This is a genomic window from Streptomyces azureus (assembly GCF_001270025.1).
Classification (GTDB): Bacteria; Actinomycetota; Actinomycetes; order Streptomycetales; family Streptomycetaceae; genus Streptomyces; species Streptomyces azureus.
The window spans coordinates 66,078-90,597 of sequence record NZ_DF968186.1; the positions used below are offsets into that span (position 1 = coordinate 66,078).

General features: G+C 71.5%; 21 protein-coding genes. 12 read left to right on the forward strand and 9 right to left on the reverse strand.

The annotated features are described in order from the left end of the window. Nucleotides 1-28: 28 nt before the first annotated feature. The gene (locus AOQ53_RS00570) at nt 29-145 is read right to left on the reverse strand and encodes a SapB/AmfS family lanthipeptide (RefSeq protein WP_059413861.1); all 117 of its coding nucleotides are present in this window, start codon (nt 143-145) and stop codon (nt 29-31) included. 85 nt (nt 146-230) lie between these two features. Further along, nucleotides 231-2,834, reverse strand: a complete 2,604-nt coding sequence (gene lanKC, locus AOQ53_RS00575; RefSeq protein WP_059413863.1) for a class III lanthionine synthetase LanKC — start codon at nt 2,832-2,834, stop codon at nt 231-233. Nucleotides 2,835-3,020: 186 nt separating this feature from the next. Here lanKC and AOQ53_RS00580 point away from each other — a divergent pair, with 186 nt between their 5' ends. The 7 genes from AOQ53_RS00580 to AOQ53_RS00610 all read left to right on the forward strand — a co-directional run bounded on the left by AOQ53_RS00580 (nt 3,021) and on the right by AOQ53_RS00610 (nt 10,166). Next, nucleotides 3,021-5,471: a SpoIIE family protein phosphatase gene (locus AOQ53_RS00580; RefSeq protein ID WP_059413865.1), complete on the forward strand. Its 2,451-nt coding sequence runs from the start codon at nt 3,021-3,023 to the stop codon at nt 5,469-5,471. A 92-nt stretch (nt 5,472-5,563) separates the two neighbouring features. Further along, nucleotides 5,564-5,983 (forward strand): CBS domain-containing protein, encoded by a 420-nt coding sequence (locus tag AOQ53_RS00585; RefSeq protein WP_059413866.1) that lies wholly within the window; start codon nt 5,564-5,566, stop codon nt 5,981-5,983. A gap of 176 nt (nt 5,984-6,159) precedes the next feature. Continuing rightward, the gene (locus tag AOQ53_RS00590; protein WP_059413868.1) at nt 6,160-6,342 is read left to right on the forward strand and encodes a hypothetical protein; all 183 of its coding nucleotides are present in this window, start codon (nt 6,160-6,162) and stop codon (nt 6,340-6,342) included. Nucleotides 6,343-6,446: 104 nt separating this feature from the next. Beyond that, a complete protein-coding gene (locus AOQ53_RS00595) occupies nt 6,447-7,514 on the forward strand; it encodes a glucose-1-phosphate thymidylyltransferase (RefSeq protein ID WP_059413869.1) in 1,068 nt (355 codons plus the stop codon). Beyond that, nucleotides 7,511-8,491, forward strand: a complete 981-nt coding sequence (gene rfbB, locus AOQ53_RS00600; protein WP_059413871.1) for a dTDP-glucose 4,6-dehydratase — start codon at nt 7,511-7,513, stop codon at nt 8,489-8,491. The genes AOQ53_RS00595 and rfbB overlap by 4 nt, the downstream gene beginning before the upstream one ends. Next, nucleotides 8,488-9,366, forward strand: a complete 879-nt coding sequence (gene rfbD, locus AOQ53_RS00605) for a dTDP-4-dehydrorhamnose reductase (RefSeq protein ID WP_059413873.1) — start codon at nt 8,488-8,490, stop codon at nt 9,364-9,366. The genes rfbB and rfbD overlap by 4 nt, the downstream gene beginning before the upstream one ends. After that, a complete protein-coding gene (locus AOQ53_RS00610) occupies nt 9,363-10,166 on the forward strand; it encodes a class I SAM-dependent methyltransferase (RefSeq protein ID WP_059413874.1) in 804 nt (267 codons plus the stop codon). Before rfbD ends, AOQ53_RS00610 begins: the two co-directional genes overlap by 4 nt. Before the next feature lie 612 nt (nt 10,167-10,778). Here AOQ53_RS00610 and rfbC read toward each other — a convergent pair. Then, nucleotides 10,779-11,387: a dTDP-4-dehydrorhamnose 3,5-epimerase gene (gene rfbC, locus AOQ53_RS00615; protein ID WP_059413877.1), complete on the reverse strand. Its 609-nt coding sequence runs from the start codon at nt 11,385-11,387 to the stop codon at nt 10,779-10,781. A 4-nt stretch (nt 11,388-11,391) separates the two neighbouring features. Then, a complete protein-coding gene (locus AOQ53_RS00620; protein WP_059413879.1) occupies nt 11,392-13,332 on the reverse strand; it encodes a glycosyltransferase family 2 protein in 1,941 nt (646 codons plus the stop codon). A gap of 210 nt (nt 13,333-13,542) precedes the next feature. Here AOQ53_RS00620 and AOQ53_RS00625 point away from each other — a divergent pair, with 210 nt between their 5' ends. Then, entirely contained in the window at nt 13,543-14,052 is a 510-nt protein-coding gene (locus tag AOQ53_RS00625) for a metallophosphoesterase family protein (RefSeq protein ID WP_059413881.1), read from the forward strand. An 87-nt stretch (nt 14,053-14,139) separates the two neighbouring features. On the opposite strand, the gene AOQ53_RS00630 is transcribed toward AOQ53_RS00625, so the two are convergent. After that, nucleotides 14,140-15,246 (reverse strand): XdhC family protein, encoded by a 1,107-nt coding sequence (locus AOQ53_RS00630; RefSeq protein ID WP_059413883.1) that lies wholly within the window; start codon nt 15,244-15,246, stop codon nt 14,140-14,142. Nucleotides 15,247-15,431: 185 nt separating this feature from the next. Here AOQ53_RS00630 and AOQ53_RS00635 point away from each other — a divergent pair, with 185 nt between their 5' ends. After that, a complete protein-coding gene (locus tag AOQ53_RS00635) occupies nt 15,432-17,405 on the forward strand; it encodes an elongation factor G (protein ID WP_059413886.1) in 1,974 nt (657 codons plus the stop codon). A gap of 82 nt (nt 17,406-17,487) precedes the next feature. Beyond that, nucleotides 17,488-19,359: a cellulase family glycosylhydrolase gene (locus AOQ53_RS00640; protein ID WP_059413904.1), complete on the forward strand. Its 1,872-nt coding sequence runs from the start codon at nt 17,488-17,490 to the stop codon at nt 19,357-19,359. On the opposite strand, the gene AOQ53_RS00645 is transcribed toward AOQ53_RS00640, so the two are convergent. After that, nucleotides 19,340-20,596, reverse strand: coding sequence for a YncE family protein (locus tag AOQ53_RS00645; protein ID WP_059413888.1), 1,257 nt, complete (start codon nt 20,594-20,596; stop codon nt 19,340-19,342). The two genes, AOQ53_RS00640 and AOQ53_RS00645, sit on opposite strands and share 20 nt — an antisense overlap. A 165-nt stretch (nt 20,597-20,761) precedes the next feature. Between AOQ53_RS00645 and AOQ53_RS00650 the strand changes: the two genes are divergently transcribed. Next, nucleotides 20,762-21,421 (forward strand): TetR/AcrR family transcriptional regulator, encoded by a 660-nt coding sequence (locus AOQ53_RS00650; RefSeq protein ID WP_059413890.1) that lies wholly within the window; start codon nt 20,762-20,764, stop codon nt 21,419-21,421. A gap of 1 nt (nt 21,422) precedes the next feature. Here the strand turns inward: AOQ53_RS00650 and AOQ53_RS47215 are convergent, their stop codons facing one another. Then, complete coding sequence (locus AOQ53_RS47215) at nt 21,423-22,427, reverse strand: GlxA family transcriptional regulator (RefSeq protein ID WP_408055122.1); 1,005 nt, start codon at nt 22,425-22,427, stop codon at nt 21,423-21,425. 149 nt (nt 22,428-22,576) lie between these two features. On the opposite strand from AOQ53_RS47215, the gene AOQ53_RS00660 reads away from it, so the two are divergent. Next, nucleotides 22,577-23,464 (forward strand): NAD(P)-dependent oxidoreductase, encoded by an 888-nt coding sequence (locus AOQ53_RS00660; protein WP_059413893.1) that lies wholly within the window; start codon nt 22,577-22,579, stop codon nt 23,462-23,464. A gap of 5 nt (nt 23,465-23,469) precedes the next feature. Here the strand turns inward: AOQ53_RS00660 and AOQ53_RS00665 are convergent, their stop codons facing one another. After that, the gene (locus AOQ53_RS00665; RefSeq protein WP_059413895.1) at nt 23,470-23,820 is read right to left on the reverse strand and encodes a hypothetical protein; all 351 of its coding nucleotides are present in this window, start codon (nt 23,818-23,820) and stop codon (nt 23,470-23,472) included. Further along, a partial coding sequence (locus tag AOQ53_RS00670; RefSeq protein ID WP_174523210.1) for a cytochrome c oxidase subunit I occupies nt 23,817-24,520 on the reverse strand: 704 nt, incomplete at its 5' end. The genes AOQ53_RS00670 and AOQ53_RS00665, both read right to left, overlap by 4 nt.

The window sequence follows — 24,520 nt, forward strand, 5'->3', positions numbered from 1 at the left end:
CCGCCCGGAGCCATGACGCGGACGCCGGTCAGAGGCAGAGCATGACGCTCGCCGCACTGATGCAGGAGAGCAGGCTCACCGTGCTGGCGCCGCCGCCGTCCGTCCGCTCCTCGGACTCGATCGTCTGGAGGTCGAGAAGTGCCATGGTGTGTCCTTCCGTTGGGTGTCCGTCCGTGGTCATCCGTGGGGACGGGGTGGTGTCACGACTCCGCCGGATCGCGGAGCCGCGTTCAGGTGGGCCGCAGGTTCGGCGGCGGGAGGAACGGCAGGTGGGCGTCGGTCGCCGGGTCGAGGGCCGCGCCGAGCGCCAGCAGGCACCCTGCCGTTCCGGTGGCGAGGTCCATGGACAGCCGCATCATCTGGTGGCCGGGGAAGGCGAGTTGGCCCTGGTAGGCCATCGCGAACCAGCCGAGTCCGGCGATCTGCCCGGCCAGCCGGTCCGCGGTCGCGCCCGGCGTGGTCGTGCGGCCGAGGTGCAGGATCATCCCGGCGCGGCCCTGGAACAGCCCGGGCTGCGCGTAGAAGCGTGAGGTGGCGGCGGTCAGCACGCCGGAGCGGTCCGGCCCGAACTCCCCGGCCGTTTCCGGCGCGTGGGCCACGAGGTCGTCGAGGACCATGCCGATTCCCGCGCTGCCGTCGCCGAGGTAGGGCAGGGTCCGCCAGCCCTCGTCGACCTCCAGCGCACCGCCCTCGCGGGTCATACAGGACTCCAGGTCCCGGCGCAGGGCCACGGCCGCCGCCTGAAGCCATTCGGCCCGGCCGGTCCACTCGTACTGCCGCAGCAGCAGGAGCGCCGGACCGGTCGCGCCCCGCAGCAGTCCGGCGCGCCGCCGGGGCGTGGCCGGGAGCGGCTCGGCGAGCCGTCGCACGAGGATCCGGGCGGCCTCGTCGGCCCGCTCGCGCAGCACCGCTTCCCCAGTGGTGCGCGCCAGATGGCCCAGAACGAGGCCCAGTCCGGCCAGTCCGCCGTGCAGGTCGGAGGAGAGGTTCTGCCACCGCTCCGCGAGGATGCCCTCGACCAGGTCCAGCGCCCGCTGCCGGTGCCCGAGCCGGTCCAGGACCAGGGCGACCCCCGCGAGCCCGTCGTACAGGCCGAGCGGCGTGCCGACCGGGGCCGGCGCCGTCCGGGCCAGCAGCCAGCGTTCGCCCTCCTCGTACCGCTCGGCGCCGATCGCGTCCAGTGCGTACAGCACCCCGGCCGCGCCGTGGGCGATCCCGAGCCCGCCGCCGTCGGAGAACTGGGCGACGTCGCCCGGGAAGAGCCGGTCGTCGCGCTCCGGGGTGGCGGAGGCGAGGATCGCCTTGACCATCGAGTCGCGGCTGTACGGCCAGTCGCCGGGGTCCACCGGAGAGGAGGGAGCGGCCACCGTACGGCCGGACACCTCCCGCGTGATCTCCGCGACCGCCTCGTTCAGGAACTCCCGCGGCACGTCCGGGAACTGCTGAGCTATCACCTCGGCCAGATGTGCCGCCTTGCCGCGGTCGACCACGAACAGCGTGGTCACGGGCAGGAACAGGGCCAGCCGCAGACAGGCCAGGGCGTAGCGGTCGACGTCGGCGCCCCGGCGGTCCGGCGGCGCGAAGAAGCCCGGGTGGGCGACGACCTGGCGGCCGTTCTCCCCGACCGGGGCCGCGGCCTCGAAGTCGAGGAGGAAGACCGACTCCTCGTCCGGCGCGACCATGATGTTGAAGACGTGCAGGTCGTTGAAGACGATGCCGCGCGCGTGCACCGCCGCCACGGCCTCCTCCACCCTGCGGTGGATGCGCAGCGCCCACGCCGTGTACGCCGCGACGGCCTCCGGCTCGGGGTCCTGGGCGAGCAGCGGATGCCGCTCGGCGAAGAACGAGTTGAGCGGACGGCCCTGAAGGAAGTCCATCACCAGGAATCGGTGGCCTCCGAGCTCGAACCAGTCGCGCACCTCCGGGACCACACCCGTGCCCGCGACCTGCTCCAGCGCCCGCTTCTCCCGCTCCAGCCGGGCGATCGCGTCGGCGCCGTCCGAGGCGAGCCCCGCGTGCGGCCGGCCCTCCTTCAGCACCACCTTGCGTCCGTCACGCGTGTCGGTGCCCGCGTACACACCGCCACCGTTGGAGAAGTGCAGCGCCTTCTCGATCCGGTACGGCAGGTCGCCCGTCGTCGTGTTGTTGCGCGTGTCCAGATGTGGCCTGAGGAACTCCGGCAGCGTCACCCATTCCGGCACCTGGAAGGACGGCGCCCGCCGGTCCGGCACCAGCCGCCCCTCGCCGTCCCGCACCGCCGGCACCAGCGAGCCCCGGTCGTCCACGACGAACGAGCGAGCGAAGGCGCCGTACCGGACGTACAGCGGACCCTCGCCCCACCGCAGGTCGGTCAGGACGTACGGTCCCTCGAACCCCTCCAGCAGCGCGCCCAGCTCGCGCAGCACCTCGTGCAGCTGCTCCTCGCCGGCCGGATAGACGGTGACGAACTTGCCGCTGCCGTCGCGCGGCGCGTACTTGGTGTTGCGCAGGTGCAGCAGGTGGGGGCCCGGCACGAACTTGAAGGGGATCCGCCGCTCGACGCAGTAGTCCCACACGATCCCGGCGATCTGTTCCGCGTTCGCCCGGGTCGCCGAGGCGTGGATCTTCCAGCCCTGGGCCGGACCCGGGAGCGGCTCGCCGTCCGGGCCGAGCGGTGTCATCGTCAGCCAGTCGCCGATCCGCGCCGCCTCCCAGCCCTCGGGCACCGGCCGGCGGGCCGTCTCGTAGAGGTGCGCGGCCGGCCCCTGCGCGGCCTCCTGCCCGCCCCGCAGCCGGTGGGGCGTCTCGTAGAAATGCCGGTCGGCGAGCGCGTACACCTCGTACCGCTTGTCCATGCGTCCCCCTCCGTGACGGGCACCGAGCCTTCCAGCCACGCGACGGGCCCGGACAGTCACGCCTGTCACGAGAACACCGTGCGGAACGCATGGGTAAAGACATGTTCGGTGGCTTTCGAGCGCCTGTGCGGGCTCGGCTCCACGGAACGGCCACAGGGGCTGCGCAGGTGTCTCATAAGCGCTCTAATGGCCAACGTGGTCAGTGAGGGCGCCCAGGAGCGCGGAACGCGAACGCTGCGTGCCGAAGGTGCCCTCAAAGCGATCGAGGTCGATCACGGGTCGCCCGAACGCGTGCACCGCGCCCTCGAACAGGCGCTCGTCTTCGCCGGTGCCGCGTTCGTCGCCGTGTACACGCCCGGTCAGGACGGCGAACAGCTCTGCCTCGTCGAGTCGGCCGGGGTGCCCAGGACGCTGTACGGGCTGCGCAACAGCTACCCGCGCGCCGGGCGGTCCCCGGTCGCCGAGGCCCACCGCGGTGGGCGGCCGGTCTCGATGGGCCCGGCCGAACTCGCCGAGCACGCCCAGGCGCGGCGCGTCCCGTCGCGGGACTTCCACCTGGTCGCCCTGCCGGTGCACGGGAACGGCGGCGGCTGCCTGCTCGCCGTGAGCGAGCGCCCCGCCGGGTTCGACACCGACGACCGCAAGTGCCTGGAACTCATCTCCGAGGCGGTCGCCTTCACCGCCCCGGCCGCGCCCACCGAGGGCGGTGAACTGCCGCCGGGCGCCTTCAGCCTCGCGATGGACACCGGCCGCGTCCGGGTCGGTGACGAACTGCTGGACCTGTTCGGCCTGGACCCCGTGGAGTTCGACGGCCGGGTCGAGACCCTCCTCGGCATGACCGTGCCGGAGGACCTGCCCTCGCTGATGTCCGTCGTGGAGGCGGACCACATGTCCATCGGCGACCGGGAGCTGGAGTTCCGCGTGCTCCAGCCCACCGGGCCGCCGAAGTGGCTCAGACTGAGCGGGCGTCTCCTGCCCGGCGGCGAGGGCCACCCCGCGCGGCTCGTGGGCACCGTCGCCGACGCCTCCACGCTGCGCTCCGACGTCACCGACGTGGCCCGTGTCCAGCGCCTGGCCACCGCGCTGGCCACCGCCGTCACCGTCCGTGACGTCGGGAACGCCGTGGTCGCCGCCCTGCGCCGGCCGCTCCTGGCCGACCGGATCGCCCTCGCCGAGCTGGAGAGCGACCGCCTCGTCGTCACCGTCCTCGACCCGCCCGAACCCGAGGCCTGGCCCGAGCTGTGGCGCACGGAGTGGCGGGGCGAGTGGCCCGACGCGCCCGTGCGCGCCATGCCCACCCTCGTCGCCGCGCTGCGCGAGGGCCGGGCCCGGATCTGGCCCGCCGGCAGTCCCCTGGAACGCTCCCTGGCCGAGGTCGGCCCCGGCGGCCTCGCCGTCCTGCCGCTGCCCGCCGGAAACCGCATGGCCGGAGCCTGCCTGATCGGCTGGGACAGCCCGCACGACTTCGGCGCCGACGAGCGCGCCCTGCTCACCGCCTGCGCCGGCCTCGCCGGACAGGCCCTGGTGCGGGCCCGGGCCTTCGACGCCGAACACGAACTCGTCGGCATGCTCCAGCGCCAGCTGCTGCCGCGCCGCCTGCCCCGGCTGCCGGGCGCGGTGGCCGTCGCCCGCTATCTGCCCAGCACGGCCGGACTCGAACTCGGCGGCGACTGGTACGACGTCATCCCGCTGCCCGACAACCACGTCGCCCTGATCATCGGCGACGTCCAGGGGCACAGCGCGGGCGCCGCCACCCTCATGGGCCAGATGCGCACCGCCCTGCGCGCCTACGCCGTCGAAGGGCACCCGCCGGACGTCGTGGTCGCGCACGCCAACCGACTGCTCATGGACATGGAGAGCGACCTCTTCGCCACCTGCGCCTACGTCGACATCGACCTGGAGGAGGGCTCCGCCTGGTGCGTGCGTGCCGGGCACCTGCCGCCGGTGCTGCGGTACCCGGACGGCCGGACCGAGATCGCGGAGGCCGAGGGCGGCCCGCCCCTCGGCGTGATCACCCGGGCCGACTTCCCCATGAGTCCGCTCCGGCTGCCGCCCGGCACCGTGATCGCCCTGGCCACGGACGGCCTCGTCGAGACGCCCGGAACCGACATCGACGAGGGCATGGACCGCCTCGCCGGCCGGCTGGCCGAAGCCGCCCCCGCCGAGCTGGGGCACGTCGCCGACGCCCTCCTCGGCAACGCCCCGCGCAGCGACGACGTCGCCCTGCTCCTCATGCGCTACGACGGCATGGACCTGCGCCCGCTGCGGGAGAGCTGGACGGTGTGGCGCGTCCCGCAGGCGGTCGGGCACGCCCGCCGCTTCGCCCGGCGCACCCTGCGCTCCTGGGGCGTCACCGAGGACATCGACGCCATCCTCCTCGTCGTCTCCGAACTCGTCACCAACGCTCTCGTCCACACCGACGGCCGGGTCCGCATGGACCTCACGCTCATCAACGACCGCCTGCGTGTCGCCATCGCCGACGCCTCCCCGCGCAGCCCGGTCCGGCCGGCCAGCATCGGCTGGGAGGCCACGGGCGGCCGGGGCATCCTCCTCGTCGAGGCCCTGGCGGCGACGTGGGGGACTCTGCCGGTCAGCGGCGGCAAGCAGGTGTGGGCGGAGCTGGTCCTCGGGCGGTGAACCCTGTCCAGGATCACCTGGTGACCGGGCCGGTTCGCCGGGTACCCGGGCGGCGCAAGACGGAGAACCCGAGCCGAAGGAAGAGGAACGTCATGGCTCAGCATGTCCGCGACATCATGACCAGCGATCCGGCCACGGTCGAGCCGCAGACCTCCGTCGCCGAGGTGGCCCGCATCATGCGCGACGAGGACCTCGGCGTCGTCCTGGTGACGGACGGCGACGATCTGCGCGGTGTGGTCACCGACCGTGACCTGGTGGTCCGGGCGATCAGCCAGGGCGGCGACCCGGAGCAGACCACCGTGGCCGGTGCGTGCAGTGACGACCTGGTCACCGTCAGCCCCGACGACGACCTGGATCACGCGGTGGAGCTGATGCGTGAGCACTCCGTGCGCCGTATCCCGGTCGTCGACCACGGCCACCCCGTGGGCATCGTCTCCCTCGGCGACATGGCCATGGAGCGCGACCCGGACTCGGCGCTGGGCGACATCAGCGCCGCACGTCCCAACACGTGACGACAGCACCCGGCCGGCCCCGCGCACGCACTGTGCGCGGGGCCGTCGCATGCGGGGGCAACAGCCTTGAGGCGCACGGGACTTCAAAGCGCGGCCGAGACGTCACGATTCGTGTTTGTTCGGTTTGTTCATGGGGACTCGAACAGCAGCGGAACGCAGAAGGAAGATGATGAGTCGTGACGTCCATGGAGACCAGTGACAAGCCCGTCGTCCGTCGGCCCGAGACCGGCTGGTCGAAGGCACGCCGCCTGCGCGGCAAGGCCGCGCTGCGGACCTGCCTCCCCGCCGTGGAGGACCGGGCCACCACCCGGACCGCGCGCTCCGAGCCGGACTGGAACATCGTCAGGGGCGAGGACTGACCCCTCCCCAGGAGGCCGCGTGGTGACGGTGGGCGTAACTCCGCGCGTCGACAACCAAAAGAAGTGATGTTCACATCCGCCGGATCACGACTAAGGTGAACCGAATGAAGGCTCTCGTGCTGTCCGGCGGCGCAGGAACAAGACTGAGGCCGATCACACACACGTCGGCCAAGCAACTGGTGCCAGTGGCCAACAAGGCCGTGCTTTTCTATGGGTTGGAGTCGATCGCCGAGGCCGGCATCACCGACGTGGGCATGATCGTCGGGGACACGGCAGCGGAGATCGAGGAAGCGGTGGGCGACGGGTCGCAGTTCGGCCTGAAGATCACCTACATCCCCCAGGAGCGGCCCCTGGGGCTGGCCCACGCGGTACTGATCGCCCGGGACTACCTCGGCGACGACGACTTCGTGATGTACCTCGGCGACAACTTCATCGTCGGCGGCATCACCGACCTCGTCGACGAGTTCCGCGGCAACCGGCCCGACGCCCAGATCCTGCTCACGCGCGTGGCCGACCCACGCGCCTTCGGCGTCGCCGAACTCGACCCCTCCGGCCAGGTCATCGGCCTGGAGGAGAAACCCGACCGGCCCAAGAGCGATCTCGCCTTGGTCGGCGTCTACCTGTTCACCCCCTTGATTCACGAAGCGGTACGCGCCATCGAACCGTCCTGGCGCGGCGAACTGGAGATCACCCACGCCATCCAGCACCTGATCGACTCCCGCGCCGACGTGCGCTCCACGGTCATCACGGGCTACTGGAAGGACACCGGCAACGTCGGCGACATGCTCGAGGTGAACCGCATGGTTCTCGAGGGCATGGACCGCCGGATCGACGGCGACGTGGACACCGCGTCGGAGACCATCGGACGCGTGGTGGTGGAGGAGGGCGCGCGGATCGTCAACTCCCGCATCGTCGGCCCCGCCGTCATCGGTTCCGGAACCGTCATCACCAACTCCTACGTGGGTCCCTTCACCTCCATCGCGGAGAACTGCCGGATCACCGACAGTGAAGTGGAGTTCTCCATCGTGCTGCGGGACTCCTCGATCCAGGGCGTCGGCCGGATCGAGGCCTCGCTGATAGGCCGGCACGTCGAGGTGACGCCGGCTCCCAGCGTCCCCAGCGCCCACCGCTTCGTCCTCGGAGACCACAGCAAGGTGCAGATCACTTCATGAACCTCCTCGTCACCGGCGCAGCCGGGTTCATCGGCTCCCGCTACGTCCGCGCAACGCTCGCCTCGGACGCGCCCGACGCGCCGCGCATCACCGTGCTGGACAAGCTCACCTACGCCGGCACCCTCGACAACCTCGAACTAGGCCACCCCCGGCTGGAGTTCGTCCAGGGCGACATCTGCGACGCCGAACTGGTCGACAAGCTCATGGCCGACGCGGACCAGGTCGTGCACTTCGCCGCCGAATCCCATGTGGACCGCTCCATCACCGGCGCGGCCGACTTCGTCCGCACCAACGTGCTGGGCACCCAGACCCTGCTGGACGCCGCCCTGCGCCACGCCGTGGGCCCCTTCGTGCACGTCTCCACCGACGAGGTCTACGGCTCCATCGAGACCGGCTCCTGGCCGGAGGACCACCCGCTGCAACCGAACTCCCCGTACTCGGCCTCCAAGGCCTCCTCCGACCTGCTCGCCCTGGCCTACCACCGCACCCACGGCCTGGACGTGCGCGTCACCCGCTGCTCCAACAACTACGGCCCGCACCAGTTCCCCGAGAAGGTCATCCCGCTGTTCGTCACCAACCTCCTCGACGGCCACAAGGTGCCGCTGTACGGAGAGGGCCGCAACGTCCGTGACTGGCTGCACGTGGACGACCACTGCCAGGGGGTCGACCTCGTCCGCACCAAGGGCCGGCCCGGCGAGGTCTACAACATCGGCGGCGGCACCGAGCTCACCAACAAGGAGCTCACCGGCCTGCTCCTTAAGGCCTGCGGGGCGGACTGGGACCGGGTGGAGTACGTCGAGGACCGCAAGGGCCACGACCTGCGCTACTCGGTCGACTGGTCCAAGGCCCGCGACGAACTCGGCTACCGCCCCCGCCACGACTTCACCACCGGCCTCGCCGAGACCGTCGCCTGGTACCGCGACAACCGTGCCTGGTGGGAGCCCCTGAAGCAGCGCGTCGCCCAGGAGCGGGCATGAGGTGGCTGATCACCGGGGCGGGCGGAATGCTCGGCCATGACGTGGTCGAGGAGCTCACCCGGCGCGGCGAGGAGGTGGTGGGCCTGGACCGGGCGGCCCTGGACATCACCCGGCCCGCGGCCGTCGACACGGCTGTGCGCGACCACCGGCCCGACCTGGTCGTGAACTGCGCCGCGTACACGGCCGTGGACGACGCCGAGAGCGACGAGGCCCGCGCCCTGGAGATCAACGGGGACGGACCGCGCCTGCTCGCCCGCGCCTGTGCGGCGCACGGCGCCCGCCTGATCCACGTCTCCACGGACTACGTCTTCTCCGGCGAGGCTCGCACGACCCCCTACCCGGAGGACCATCCGACGGGCCCGCGCACCGCCTACGGCCGCACCAAGCTGGCCGGGGAGCGGGCCGTGCTGGAGGAACTGCCCGGGGCCAGCGCGATCGTGCGCACGGCTTGGCTCTACGGGGTCCACGGCGCTAACTTCGTGCGGACCATGATCGGTCTCGAAGCCCGCCGCGACACCCTCGACGTCGTCGACGACCAGCGCGGGCAGCCCACCTGGAGCGCGGACGTCGCCGAACGGATCGCCGACCTCGGCGTACGGCTCGGCCCCGACGCGCACGGCGTCTTCCACGCCACCAACTCGGGCGAGGCCACCTGGTACGAGCTGGCCCGCGAGGTGTTCTCCCTCATCGGCGCCGACCCGGGCCGGGTGCGCCCCACCAGCAGCGCGGCCTTCCCCCGGCCCGCGCCCCGCCCGGCGTACAGCGCCCTCGCACACCGCCGGTGGCAGGAGATCGGCCTGCCCCCGCCGCGCGACTGGCGCTCCGCCCTGCACGAAGCACTGCCCCGTATCCGCAAGGAAGGTCCCCCTTCGTGAAACGCCATGAGTTCCTCCGGGAACTGCACAAGGTCAGCGCCAATCGCAACTACCTGGAGATCGGCGTCAACGACGGCCGCAGCCTGACGTTGTCCCGCGTCCCCAGCATCGCGATCGACCCCGCCTTCAAGGTGGTCTCGGAGCTGAGGTGCGACGTCCATCTGGTGAAGGCCACCAGCGACGACTTCTTCGCCCGTGACAACCCCCTCCAGCACCTCAAGGGCGGCCGTCACCCGCTGCGCAACCTGCGCCGCGGCCGCAGCCCGATCGGCTACTGGCGCAAAACGACGCTGGACCTGTCGTTCATCGACGGCATGCACCTGTTCGAGTTCGCACTGCGCGACTTCATGAACGTCGAGAAGTACTCGGACTGGTCCAGCGTGATCGTCCTCGACGACATGCTGCCGCGCAGCATCGACGAGGCGGCCCGGGACCGGCACACCAACGCCTGGACCGGCGACGTCTTCAAGATCACCGAGGTGCTGGCGCGTTACCGCCCCGACCTGGTCACGGTGCAGGTGGACACCGCCCCGACCGGCCAGCTGGTCGTCTTCGGCGCCGACCCGAACAACCGGGTGCTGCACGACAAGTACGACGAGATCATGGCCGAGTACAAGATCCCCGACCCGCAGAAGGTCCCCGAGGCGATCCTGGAACGGGCCGGTGCGGTGCGCCCCGAGGCTCTCGTGGAAGCAGGCTTCTGGCGCCCCCTCGTCCAGGCCCGCAACCGCGGCCTGCCCCGCTCCATCGGCTGGGAGCCCCTGCGCAAGGCCCTGCAACAGGTGGGCGTCAGCCGCTGACCCCGACGCCGGGCTTCTCGACGTCCCTCGGGCCCGGGCCCGGGCCCAGGCGCTGCGCGCGCCTGGGCCTTCGGCATGCCGGAGGGATGCGGCTCGGCCGTTGCGTGGTGTGGCGGCCAGCGGTCCCGGGTGCGGGGCGACTCACCCTGGGGCGACTCTGTGACTGCCGGTGTGCCCCTCCCGAATCAGCCCTCTGCCGACCGGGGTACCGGCTTCGGGCGCCGAGCACAGCCGTGCCCGCGCAGCCTCCGGCGTGTCGCGTACGCCGCGCGGACCGGCCCACGGCGTGTCGCGTGCGCCGCGCAGGCGGGTCCAAAGGCGTGTCGTGGGCCCCTCCGGGCCGCAGCGGGCACCGGCCTCGGGCGCTGCCCGCTGCACGTGGTGCCGGACGGTGAGGGCCGCCCGGTCCTCGGTCGCGTCCGCAGGGCCGGGGCCCGCGGCCCGCGCGCCCGTGCCGGGAACCTCGTTCTCGGCGGGGGATGGTGCGCCGCCGCACCGGGCTGCGACTGCATGGCCTCGATCCCCCCCCCGCAGCCGGGCACGCACCTCACCCGGGTCGGCCTCTGGCGTCGCGCCCCGTCCGGGACCCCAACGCCCCGCCTGCCGCAGGCGTCAGCCGTCCCGTCGCCGGCCCCGCAGCTCCTCGTAATAGGCAAGGCAGGTCTCATACGACGGCAGCAAGCCCTGGCGTTCCGCCTCGGCCAGGGTCGGGGCCTGTTCGTCCTTGGGGGAGAGGAGCGGCTCGATTCCGTCCGGCCACTCGATGCCCAGGGCCGGGTCGAGGGCGTGGATGCCGTGTTCGCGTTCCGGGGCGTAGCCCGCCGAGCACAGGTACACCACGGTCGCGTCGTCGGTCAGGGCCATGAACGCGTGGCCCAGCCCCTCCGCGAGGAACACCGCGTGCCGGGTGTCCTCGTCGAGCCGTACCGCCTCCCACTGCCCGTAGGTGGGGGAGCCCACGCGGATGTCGATCACTACGTCCAGGACGGCACCGCGCACACAGGTGACGTACTTGGCCTGGCTGGGCGGCACATCCGCGAAGTGCACACCCCGCAGCACGCCCCGCCGGGAGACCGAGCAGTTGGCCTGGGCCAGGGACAGGTCGTAGCCCGTGGCCTCACGGAACTCCGCGCTGCGGTACCACTCGTGGAAGCTGCCCCGGTCGTCCGGGAAGATCTTGGGCTCCAGAACCCAGGCGCCCTCTATCCCCAGTGGTCGCATGCCGTCACTGCCCTCCGATGCTGATACGGGAAACCTTCCGACGCACGGTACCGGCCACGCGTCGCGCACGCCGCGCCACCCGCAGCGCCAGGCCGGGCTGCGGCACCGGCGCCACCTGCACACGCCCGCCCGCCGAGCGCAGCGCGAACGGCAACCCGGTGTACAGCGGCCGGGCGGCGTCCGGGGCCAGGCACAGGGCCACCCGCCAGACGCCGCGCGAGAGGTTCTCCGCGGGCAGGGCCGCCGCCAGCACAGCCCCCGTCCCGTCCGTGGCGGGGGAGAGCGTGCCGGGCGCCTCCAAGATCTGCTGGGCGGACACGAACCGCAGCCGCACTTCGGTGTCGCCGGGGACGTACAGCGGAACCAGCGCACGGACGTGGTCGCCGGAGACGGTGACGCCGGACTGCTGCACGCGGCCCAGCCCCAGCCGCTTGCCACGCACGCCGAGCTCCAGGGAGAGGTTGCCGTGCGGATCAGTCCAGTACGGCAGCACCGGACGATCCCCCACGACCCCCACGTCCGGCGTGGGCCGGCTCGCCCGCGGCGCCGGGCCCAGCCGGCACTCCTTGGTCCAGCCGCCCAGTTTGACCCGGACGAGTGCGTCCCAGACGCCGTCCTTCGGCAGGTCGGCCGGATCGACGGTGGCGGTCGCCCGCAGCACCAGCCGGACCTCCTTGCCGTCCCCGACGGGCACGGTCTCGCGGGTGAACCGCACGGGCTGGAAGTACTGCGCGGCGCTGGACCGCTCCCGCAGCAGCAGGTCCGCGGTGGCCTGGCCGAAGCGCGCGGCGGTCTGCGCGGCCACCCACTCCACCGCCTCGGACACGTCCTTGGGCGCGTCGTCCAGCGGTGTCGCCTCGGCGTCGGCCGGGAAGGTCATCGGGTCGCCGCCGGACGTGTACTCGGCCGTGAAGCCGACGCTGAGCGTACCGCCCCGCCACTCCACGTGCCCGGGGGCCGCCTTGGGCGCGACACCGGCCTCCCACCGGGCGAAGGAGACGACGTCGTCGTACCGGTCGGCCGCGGTCAGCGCGGCGACGACCTGCTGCGTCGGCTGGAGCCCGGCCGCGACCCCGGGACCGAACCGCTCGACGACGACCTCGTGGATTTCGGCGAACAGTTCCCTGCGGTAGTCGTCCGGCAGCTTCAACAAGCGCCGGGCCCGCAGCCGCTCGACCATCTCCACACGCAGCCAGCGCCGGAAGAGCTTGTCACGCACCGGTCCGGGCTCGGTGTACCGCTCGACGACGTCGAGGGCCTCGCGGAGGTTCTTGAAGTAGCCGACCGGATCGAAGCGTTCGAAGCCGGCGTTGGAGCCGTCCTCCCGCCGGAGGTGGTAGTAGCAGACGTAGTCGCTGAGAACGGAGACGTTCTCCGCGCGCAGATACGCCTCGGCGATGAAGACGTGGTCCTCCAGGCGCCTTCTGCCCTCGGGGAACCGCAGGCCGATGCGGTCGAGGAAGGCACGGCGGAACATCTTGTGCGGGGTGAGGCTGTCGATGAGCGGGGCGTTCTCGACGGTGGCGCGCGGGTGGTTGCGGCGGAACAGCTCCACCGGCACCCCGCGGCCCTTGCCGGCCATCTTGCCCACGACGACATCGGCGCCGTTGGCCACGCCGTAGTCGTACATCCGCTCCAGGGCCTCGTCGCCCAGGTAGTCGTCGTTGTCGACGAACATGACGAACTCGCCGCGGGAGGCTTCGATGCCGACGTTGCGGGGCTTGCCCGACCAGCCGGAGTTCTCCTGGTGGATGACCTTCATCCGGGGGTCCTCGGCGGCGAGCGCGTCCAGCCGGGCCGGTGTCTCGTCGGTCGAGCCGTCGTCGACGAAGATCACCTCGTACTCTTCGGGAGGCAGCGACTGCCTCTTGAGCGAGGCGATGCAGTCCTCGATGTAGATCCCCGGGTTGTAGACGGGGATGATGACGCTGACCTTGACCGGCATCGGGTTTCCGGGCCCCTTCGGGTCGCTTGCCGTAGACGTCCTGTTGTACTGCGTGTTGCCCGATGCTAACCCGGTCGGCGATCCCGCCTCACCTTTCGAGACCGGGCCGTGATCATCTCCGGCCACGGGGCAACTGAGCTGCGCGGTCCGCCTGTTTGAAGATCGACCGGGTTCCCGGGCGGGGCGGCGGGAAGCCTCTAGGGTGAGGATGTGCGCCTGCTTTTCATGTCCGATACTCACCTGCCCAAGCGGGCCAAGGTCCTGCCCGCCCCCCTGCTGGCCGAATTCCCGCACGCCGACGTCGTGTTCCACGCCGGCGACTGGGTCGACAGGGCCACCCTCGACCTGCTGGAGGACCGCTGCCGCAGGCTCGTCGGCGTGTACGGCAACAACGACGGACCGGACCTGCGCGCCCGGCTGCCCGAGGTGGCGTACGCGGACCTGGGCGGGCTGCGCTTCGGCGTGGTCCACGAGACGGGCCCCGCCCAGGGCCGGGAGAAGCGCTGCGCCGCCCGCTTCCCCGACCTCGACGTGCTGGTCTTCGGCCACAGCCACATCCCCTGGGACACCACGGCCCCCACCGGCCTGCGGCTGCTCAACCCGGGCTCCCCGACGGACCGCCGCCGCCAGCCCCACTGCACGTACATGACCGCCACCGTCGCCGACGGCCGTCTCACCGACGTGGAACTGCACCGGCTGCCGCCCCGCATCCCCGGCTAGGGCCCTTCCGATGGATCTCCGCAGCGTCGCGCCCGGCGCGCACTCCCCCAAGCCCTCGGCTTCGCTCGAGCAGGGGGACCCCCTGACTCACCGGGGGCGGGGTGGATGCACCGCTCCCTCCGTGGCGGTCAGCGGAACCCCGGTGCCGCCCCAGCGCAGCGCGACGATCTCGGCGGCGACGGACACCGCCACCTCCTCGGGCGTGCGGGCCCCCAGGTCGAGACCGACCGGTGAGCGCAGCCGGGACAGCTCCCGCTCGGTGAGCCCGGCCTCGGCCAGCCGCTGCGCCCGGTCGGCGTGGGTACGGCGGCTGCCCATCGCCCCGATGTAGGCGGCGGGCCGGCGCAGCGCCTCCTGGAGCAGCGGCACGTCGAACTTGGGGTCGTGCGTGAGGACGCAGACGACCGTGCGCTCGTCGGTGTCCGTGTCCCTCAGGTAGCGGTGCGGCCACTCGGCGACCACCTCGACGCCCTCGGGGAAGCGCCGGGGCGTGGCGAAGACGGGGCGGGCGTCGCACACCGTGACCCGGTAGCCGAGGAAGTCCCCGATGCGGGCGACGGCCGCCGCGTAGTCGATCGCGCCGAAGACCAGCATCCGCGGCGGCGGTGCGAAGGACTGCAGGAACACGCTCACGGAGTCCTCGCGGCGCTGCCCCTGAGGGCCGTAGTGCCGCAGGCCGGTGGCACCGAGAGCGAGCTCGCCGCGCGCGTCGGCGGTGACGGCCGCGTCCAGGCCGCTCGCGCCCAGCGTGCCCGACACCCGCTCCGGCCGGACGGCGAGTGCCGCCCCGCGCGGGGCCGGGCCGTCGGTCACCGTCGCCATGGTCACCGGTTCTCCGGCCTCGACGGAGTCCACGACCGCGCCGAAGGCGGGATCCAGCTCGGGCGTCACGGGACGCACGAGCAGCGTGATCTCACCACCGCAGGTCAGGCCGACGGCGAAGGCCTCCTCGTCGCTGTAGCCGAAGCTCTCCAGCCGGGCCTGGCCGCTCGCCACGACATCCTGCGCCAGCTCGAACACCGCACCCTCGACACAGCCCCCGGACACGCTGCCCACGACCTCCTCGTCCGGACCCACCGCCATCGCCGCGCCCGGGTCGCGCGGCGCGCTGCGGCTGACCTCGACGACCGTCGCCAGGCCGAACGGGAGCCCGGACGCGTACCAGCGGCCGAGCACCGGGAGGATGTCACGCACGACCGGCTCCTTCCACGCGGCCCACGGGTACCCCGCCGGCCCTTAATTCCGTTGTGGCCCGCCGGGCCGGTCTGCTGCACTGCACGGGTCGACGACGTCATCGAGTCCCGAGGAGCAACAGATGCGCACTGCGTCCATGTCACCCCAGACAGGAACGGCTCTCTCTCCGAAGGACATGACGCCTCGTGCAGTTGCTGAACCTTGGAATTCTCGCCCATGTCGACGCAGGTAAGACCAGTCTGACCGAGCGGCTGCTCCATTCGGCCGGGGTGATCGACGAGGTCGGCCGCGTCGACGACGGGAACACCCGTACCGACACCCTCGCCCTGGAGCGGCAGCGTGGCATCACCATCAAGTCCGCCGTCGTCTCGTTCCCGCTCGACGGTGTGACGGTCAACCTCATCGACACACCCGGTCACCCGGACTTCATCGCCGAGGTGGAGCGCGTGCTCGGCGTGCTGGACGGCGCCGTCCTCGTGATCTCCGCCGTCGAAGGGGTGCAGGCGCAGACGCGGGTGCTGATGCGGACGCTCCAGCGGCTGCGCATCCCGACCCTGCTCTTCGTCAACAAGATCGACCGGCGCGGGGCGCGGGACGAGGAGGTGCTGCGGTCGGTCTCGGCCCGCCTGACACCCGCCATCGTGCCGATGGGAACCGCCACCGGCCTCGGTACGCGTGCGGCCCGTTTCCTCCCGGGGCCCGGCCCGGCCGCCCCCCTCGACGTCCTGGCCGACCACGACGACACCGTGCTGTCCGCGTACGTCGAGGGCACCGTCACGGACGCCCTCCTGCGCAGGTCCCTCGTCGCGCAGACCCGGGAGGCCCTGGTCCACCCGGTCTACTTCGGTTCCGCCGCCACGGGCGCCGGCGTGGACGCGCTCCTGTCCGGCATCGAGGAACTGCTGCCGGCCGCCGACGGGGGCGCGGACGGGCCGGTCTCCGGCACCGTGTTCAAGGTCGAGCGGGGCCCGGCGGGGGAGAAGGTCGCCTACGCGCGGATGTTCTCCGGCACGCTGCGCACCCGCGACCGGATCCCCTTCGGAGCGGACGGCGCCGAGGGCCGGATCACCGGGATCAGCGTCTTCGGCCACGGCACGGACACCCGTGCGGACGCCGTCGCCGCAGGGCAGATCGCCCGGCTGTGGGGGCTCGGTGACATCAGGATCGGCGACGCGATCGGCGAACCCCGCAAGACGTACGAGCACTTCTTCGCCCCGCCCACCCTGGAGACGGTCGTCGTCCCGGGGCCCGGCGTGAACAGAGGCGCACTCCACCTCGCGCTCACCCAGCTCGCCGAACAGGACCCGCTGATCGGCCTGCGCCACGACGAACGACGGCAGGAGACCTCCGTGTCCCTCTACGGCGAGGTGCAGAAGGAGGTCGTCCAGGCCACCCTCGCCGACGAGTACGGTCTCCACGTCACCTTCCGCGAGACCACCCCGCTGTGCGTCGAACGGCTCGTCGGCACCGGGCATGCCGTGGAGTTCAACAAGAAGGACCCGAACCCGTTCCTCGCGACGGTCGGCCTGCGCGTAGAACCGGCACCGGTCGGCTCGGGCGTCGGCTTCCGCCTGGAGGTGGAGCTCGGCTCCATGCCGTACGCCTTCTTCAAGGCCGTCGAGGACACCGTGCGCGAGACCCTCGACCAGGGGCTGTACGGCTGGCAGGTCACCGACTGCACGGTCACCATGACCCACAGCGGCTACTCGCCCCGCCAGAGCCACGCCCACCAGGGCTTCGACAAGAGCATGTCGAGCACCGGTGCCGACTTCCGCGGCGTCACCCCGCTGGTGCTGATCGAGGCGCTGCGGCGGGCCGGGACACGGGTCCACGAGCCGATGCACCGCTTCCGCGTCGAGGCCCCGGCCGACACCCTCGGCGCCCTGCTGCCGGTTCTCGCCGGGCTCGCGGCCGTACCGGAGGCGACGCGGAACCGGGGCGACCTCTGCGTCCTCGAAGGCACCGTGCCGGCGGCCCGGGTGCACACCCTCGGGCAACTGCTGCCGGGGCTGACCCGCGGTGAGGGGGAACTGGAGAGCGCCTTCGACCACTATGCGCCAGTCACGCACGGCACGGTGCCGCGGCGCCCGCGCACCGACCACAACCCGCTGAACAGGAAGGAGTACTTGTTGAACGTGACACGGAGGGTGGGTGGTTGAGGTGTGCGCGCTGGCCGAGAGGGAACTTACTCCAGAGTCAGGGGTGTTGACGGTGTCCTGATATCACCGGACTGTAGTGGACATGCCGACTATCCAAGTACGTCTGCTGGTTGTCCTGGCTGTCCTCTTCGGCTCCCTGTCGGTGGCGGGCGTCCCGCCCGCCACCGCCGCGTCCCCTCCCGGTTCCCTCTGGTTCGACGACCCGGCCGTCACCGTGAAGAACGGCCGCTTCACCGACGCCTCCGGCCGCGAGGTCGTCCTGCGCGGCTACAACGTCTCCGGCGAGACCAAGCTGGCGGAGAACGGCGGCCTGCCCTTCGCCTCCGTCGCCGACGCGCGCAAGTCGGCGACCGCCCTGCGCGCCCTCGGCGGCGGCAACACCGTCCGCTTCCTGCTCTCCTGGGCCTACGCCGAACCCGAGCGCGGCAAGATGGACACCGCCTACCTGGCCGCCGCCACCGCCCAGATGAAGGCCTTCCTCGACGTCGGCATCCGCGTCTACCCCGACTTCCACCAGGACCTGTACTCCCGGCACCTGTTCGACGCCGACAGCTGGTACACGGGCGACGGCGCGCCCAAGTGGGCGGTGGACGCCGGGAACTACCCCGACGAGTCCTGCGGGATCTGCCTCTTCTGGGGACAGAACATCACCCAGAACGAGGCCGTGAAGCGTGCCTCGTACGACTTCTGGCACAACGCGCACGGCGTGCAGGACGCCTTCCTCGCCACCGCCGAGAAGACCATGGCGTACGTCGAACAGCACCTGAGCGCCGACCAGTTCAAGGGGGTCGTCGGCTTCGACCCCTACAACGAGCCGCACGCGGGCGTCTACGACTCCGGGCAGACCAGCCGCGCCTGGGAGAAGGACGTCCTGTGGCCGTTCTTCGAGAAGTTCCGGGCCCGTATGGACGCGGCCGGCTGGCGGGACAAGCCCGCCTTCGTGGAGCCGAACCTCTTCTGGAACGCCAACCTCGACTTCCAGAAGCAGGAGGGCGGCCTGCTCGACGCCGGAAGACTCGGACCGCGCTATGTGTTCAACACCCACTTCTACGACCAGAAGGCCATCTCCGGCGTCTTCATGTGGGGCAAGGCTGCCGACGGCCAGTACGCGAACGACTTCCGCACGGTCCGCGACCGGGCCGCCGCCGCGCAGACCGCCGCCGTGGTCAGCGAGTTCGGGCATCCCCTGGCGGGCAACGTCTCCGACAAGGCGCCCACCGTCCTCAAGGCGATGTACCAGGCCCTCGACTCCCGCCTGAAGGGCGCCGACTGGTGGTCCGACCCGGCGGCCTCGGGACCGGTCCTCTCCGGCTCGCAGTGGCAATGGGACATCTACAACGGCCGGCACCGCGAGCTGATGAACGGCAACCCCGACAAGGTGCTCACCGCCGGTGACGCCTGGAACGACGAGGACCTGTCCGCCGTACGCCTCGACGACTCGGGCAAGCCGGTGCTGCGCCAGGACGCCCGGCTCCTGGACCGCGTCTATCCGAGCGCCACGGCCGGGAAGACCGTCGGCTTCACCTACGAGGACCGCTCCCGGGACGGTGCGACGACCCTGACCTGGAACCCGGTGCCGGACTCACTGCCGAACGTGAAGCGGCTGGTGGGCTCCGGACAGTACGGGCTGCTGCTGTGGCGCTCGGACGGCGGCCGGGCACCCACCGAACTGCACCTGCCGGCGAGCTTCCCGACCGCCTCCACCACGGTCGTCTCCGACCTGGGCACGTCCCACGCCCCGCCCGCGTACACCTCGACGACCCCGATCGGCGTGGCCCAGGAGCCCGGCGGCACGGGAAGCCGCCGCCTGCTGCTCACCGCGCCGGACTCGGGCGTCCCGCACTACGCGCTGGTGACCAACGGGGCGACGGCTCCCTCGGCGGACCAGCTGAACGCCGCCCGCTCCGAGCTGGCGGCGTGGGCCGCGAAGGAGGTCAACCAGCGGACGGGCTAGTCCAGTCGGCCCGGACCTGGCCGAGCCGGACGCGCTGCGGGTGGTCCCCGACCGGCACGGACGCGACCTTCTTCCCGGTGGCGAAGTCGATGGCCGTGACCTGGTCGGTTCCGCTCTCGGAGACGACGCAACTCCTGCCGTCACCGCTGACCGTGGCCCAGTAGGGCTTGGCGGCGGTGACGAGCGGGCCCTCCTGGAGGGTGCCGCGGTCGACGACCGTGGCGTAGTCGTCCATGGTCCCCGCGACGCACAGCTTCTTGCCGTCCGGGCTCATCGAGAGGCCGTGGTGGCGTGAGTCGTTGACGAAGGTGGTGCGCTCGTCGCTGGTCGCCGGGTTCTTCGGCAGGGTCTTCGTCCGGGTGATCTTGTCGGTGGCCAGGTCGTACTCGAAGAAGCCGTTGAAGAACGACACCTGGAAGTACAGCTTCGACTCGTCCGGCGAGAAGACCGCCGGCCGGACCGCGTCGGAGTAGTCCTTGAGGCCGATCGCGTCCAGGCGCGGGCGCATGTCGATGACCTTGACCTGCTGGTACGTGGTCGCGTCGATGACGGTGATGCGGCGGTCGCCCTTCGTCCAGTCCAGCCAGGGCGCGTCGGTCTGCGTGTTCACCTCGCCGATCGACATGTTGTAGATGTACTTGCCGTCCTTGGTGAAGACGTTCTCGTGCGGCTTGTCGCCGGTGGCGGCCTTGCCGAGCTGCTTGCCCGTCTCGATGTCCAGGACGTGCACGGTGTTGCCGGTCGAGGCCGACACCGCGACCCGCTTGCCGTCGGGGGAGACGGCCATGTGGTCGGAGCGGAAACCGGACACCGGGAAGCGCCAGTTGATCCGCCCGGAGGCGAGGTCGATCGAGACGACGTCGGCGAAGCTGGGCCGGGAGACGACCACCGACTTCCCGTCCGGAGTGGAGTACATGTCGTCGACGAACTGGTCGTGTCCCTCGCCGACGCTGTTGCGGATCGTCATGAAGGCGATCCATCTGATCGGATCGGCGTTGATCTCCGCCATCCGCTCGTCCTTGTCGGGTATGACGTTGATCCGGCCGATCCTCGCGAAGTCGCCGGTGGACTTGATGACTTCGGCGGTGCCGTCCCAGTTGTTGCCCACGAACAGCACCTGGCGCAGCGCGGCGGAGGCGTCCTGGGCGTCCGCGTGGGCGGCGGTCGCGGGAACGGTGGCGGTCAGGGCGAGGGCGGCGGTCAGGGAGCACAGGTGCCGTCGTCGGAAGACGGGCATGGCTGATCCCTCCTCTGCGGGTGGGGGCGAGGAATCTGAACACACGTACTTTCAGAGTCAACTTACTGCAAAGTAAGGAAGGGGCGGCCTTCTTCACAAGACCGCGTCCACGACAAAATCGCGTCCGAGCGAAGATGGGCGTTCGAGCGGATGAAGGGAGAGCCGGTGCCGGGCAGACTCAGAGCGCCGACCGGCCGCTACGGCGGCAAGACCGCCGAGGAGCGGCAGGCCGAGCGCCGCCGGCGGTTCCTGGACGCCGCGCTCCGGTTGTTCGGCGACACTCCCGGCTTCCGCGCCACCACCGTCGCGGCGCTCAGCGAGGCGGCCGGGCTGTCCACCCGTCAGTTCTACGAGGAGTTCCGCACCCTTGAGGACGTACTCGCGGCCCTGCACCTCCAGGTCAACGACTGGGCCGAGGCGGCGGTGCTGGAGGCGGCGGCCGGCGCGGCGGACCTGCCGCTCGTCGAGCGCGCGACCGCGATCTTCCGCGCCTACGCCGGCAACCTCGCCGCCGATCCACGCCGGATCCGCATCACCTTCGTCGAGATCATCGGCGTCAGCCCGCGCCTGGAGGAGCAGCGGCTCGCCCGCCGGGCCGGCTGGGTCGACCTCATCTGCGCCGAGGCCCGGGCGGCCGCCGCGCGCGGGGAGGCGGCACCCCGCGACTACCGCCTCGCGGCGACGGGTTTCATCGGCAGCGTCAACGGCCTGCTGCACGACTGGAGCGCCGGCTGGGTCGACGCGACGCTGGACGAGGTCGTCGACGAGCTGGTCCGGCAACTGCTGGGTATCCTGCGGCCCCCTGGGTGGAGTCCGCAGACATGACTCAGACAGGCGTACGGCCACGCCCGGTCGCCGGGGCCCCGGGGAAGGCCCGCCGGTAGTCGCCGGGCGACACCCCGAGGTGCCTCAGGAAGTGGTGGCGGAGATTGTTGGCCGTGCCGAGGCCGCTCAGCTCCCCGACCTTCTCGATCGGCAGGTCCGTCGACTCCAGCAGTGACCGGGCGCGCCCGAGCCGCTGGTCGAGAAGCCACTGGAGCGGGGTCGTCCCGGTGACGGCCTGGAGCCGCCGGTAGAACGTACGCGGACTCATCGCGGCCCGTCGCGCCAGGTCGGCGACGGTCATGGGCCGGTCCAGGTTGGCTCTCGCCCACTCGAGGACGGGCGCCAGCCCCTCGTCGTCGCCGGCCGGCACGGACAGCTCGATGAACTGCGCCTGCCCGCCCGGCCGGTGGGCGGGCACCACCATGCGGCGCGCCAGCTGGTTGGCGACGTGCGCGCCGAGGTCGCGCCGCACCAGGTGCAGACACAGATCGAGTCCGGCGGTCAGCCCCGCGCTGGTGAGCACGTCACCGTCGTCCACGTACAGCACCGACGCGTCGACGTGCACCTTCGGGTAGCGCTCGGCCAGCTGTGCGGTGTGCATCCAGTGGGCGGTGGCACGCCGTCCGTCGAGCAGCCCCGCCTCGGCGAGCGCGAAGGCACCGGTGCACAGGGAGACCATGCGGGCGCCCGCGTCATGAGCCCGGCGCAGGGCCTCGATCAGCTCCCGCGGCAGCGGTCTGCCCTCCTCGACGCACGGGTCGGGCACCGAGGGCACGACGACCGTGTCGGCACCGACCAGATCGTCCAGTCCGTAGCGGGTGCGCAGGCTCAGCCCGTGGCCGCCCGCCGCACCGTCCCCCTCCTCAGACCCGGCCCCGGTCCCGCACAGCCGCAGGTCGTACCAGGGATCGGCCAGATCGGGCTGCGGCTTGCCGAACACGGTGCACGGGATGCTCAGTTCGTACAGATCCCACGAGGGGACCCCGATCTCCTCGGTCACGACCACGGCGACAGAACCGGCACTCATGCTCCGCAGCCTATGGCAGGAATTTGGTGGAGGCCGTCACTGCTGTCACTGTTCCCGATCTTCGTGCCCTGCGAACGTGTCCGTACGTGATCACGCGTCATTTGGCAGTACATACCGAGGAGTTGGGAATGAACGCAGAACACCGGCCGGTCACCGTCGTCGGACTGGGCTCTATGGGCTCGGCACTGGCCGCCGCCCTGCTGGACCGGGGCCACCCGACCACTGTGTGGAACCGGTCCCCGGACAAGGCCCGCCCCCTGGTCGACCGCGGTGCCCGCCTGGCCGGCACGCCCCAGGAGGCGATCGCCGCCTCCCCGCTGACCATCGCCTGCGTGCTGGACTACGAGGCGCTGTACACCGCCCTCGACCCGGCCACCGGCGAACTGGCGGGCAGAACCCTGGTCAACCTCACCTCCGGGTCTCCCGAGCAGGCCCAGGAAGCCGTCAAGTGGGCCGACTCCCACGGCGCCGGTTACCTCGACGGCGCCATCATGACCACCCCGCCCGGCGTCGGCGACCCCGCCATGATGTTCCTCTACAGCGGCTCTCGGGAGGTCTTCGGCGCCCACCGCTCCACGCTGGCGACCCTCGGTGACCCGCTCCACCTGGGCACCGACCCCGGCCTCGCCTCCCTCTACGACGCCGCCCTGCTCGGCCTGATGTGGTCCACCATGACCGGCTGGCTGCACGGCACCGCGCTGGTCGGCGCCGAGCGGACATCGGCCACCGACTTCACCCCGGTCGCGATCCGCTGGCTGAGCGCGGTGGCGGGCTTCCTCACCACCTACGCGCCCCAGGTGGACGCCGGCCGCTACCCGGGCGACGACGCCACCGTCGACGTGCAGATCGCGGCCATCGACCACCTCATCCACGCGGCGGCGGCCCGCGGCATCGACAACGCGCTGCCCGAGCTCCTGAAGGCCGCCATGGAGAAGGCCGCCGCCGCCGGCCACGGACAGGACAGTTACGCCAGTCTGATCGAGGTCCTGAGGAAGCCCGCCGACAGCGGGGCCTGACACCGCTAGACCGACACCAGCACCACGAGATCCGTCGCCACCAGCAGCGCGCATCCCAGCAGCAGACCGGCCAGCAGCCGTGCGCGGAGCCTGCGGTACACCGCCTCGTACTCGCCCCGTAGCTCCTGCCCGCGCCGCGCCGTGCGTTGCCACGAGGCCCGGACGAGGGCGAGGTACTCCGCCGCGAACAGCCGCTCGATCTCATCCCGTTGGGGCTCCGGCAGCCGTTCGAGACGGGCGGCGAAGCGCGCGGCGGCCGCGTGGGCCTCCTCGTGTGCGGCGGCGGCGAGCAGATGACCCTCGACCTCGTTGTGGAACGCCCGCAGGTCCACGGGCAGATCATCCATGGCGGTCATCGCAGCGTCAGCTCCCGCTCCGCCGCCGCGACGTCCGCATGGTGCAGGTCGAACGCCGGGGACTCGCTGCGGATCCGGGGGAGGGCGACGAAGTTGTGGCGGGGCGGCGGGCAGGAGGTCGCCCACTCCAGGGAACGGCCGTAGCCCCACGGGTCGTCGGCCGTGACCCGCTCGCCGTACTTGGCCGTCTTCCACACGTTGTAGAAGAACGGCAGGAGCGACATGCCGAGCAGGAACGAGCTGATCGTCGACACCGTGTTGAGCGTCGTCAGTCCCTCCACCGCCAGATAGTCGGGGATCCGCCGCTGCATGCCCTGAGCGCCCAGCCAGTGCTGGACCAGGAACGTTCCGTGGAAGCCGATGAACAGCGTCCAGAAGGTGATCTTGCCGAGGCGCTCGTCCAGCATCTTGCCGGTGAACTTCGGCCACCAGAAGTGGAAGCCGGAGAACATCGCGAACACGACCGTCCCGAAGATGACGTAGTGGAAGTGGGCCACCACGAAGTACGAGTCGGAGACATGGAAGTCGATCGGCGGTGAGGCCAGCAGCACGCCCGTGAGCCCGCCGAACACGAACGTGATGAGGAAGCCGGTCGCCCACAGCATGGGCGTCTCGAACGAGAGACTTCCGCGCCACATGGTGCCGATCCAGTTGAAGAACTTCACACCGGTCGGGACCGCGATCAGGAAGGTCATGAAGG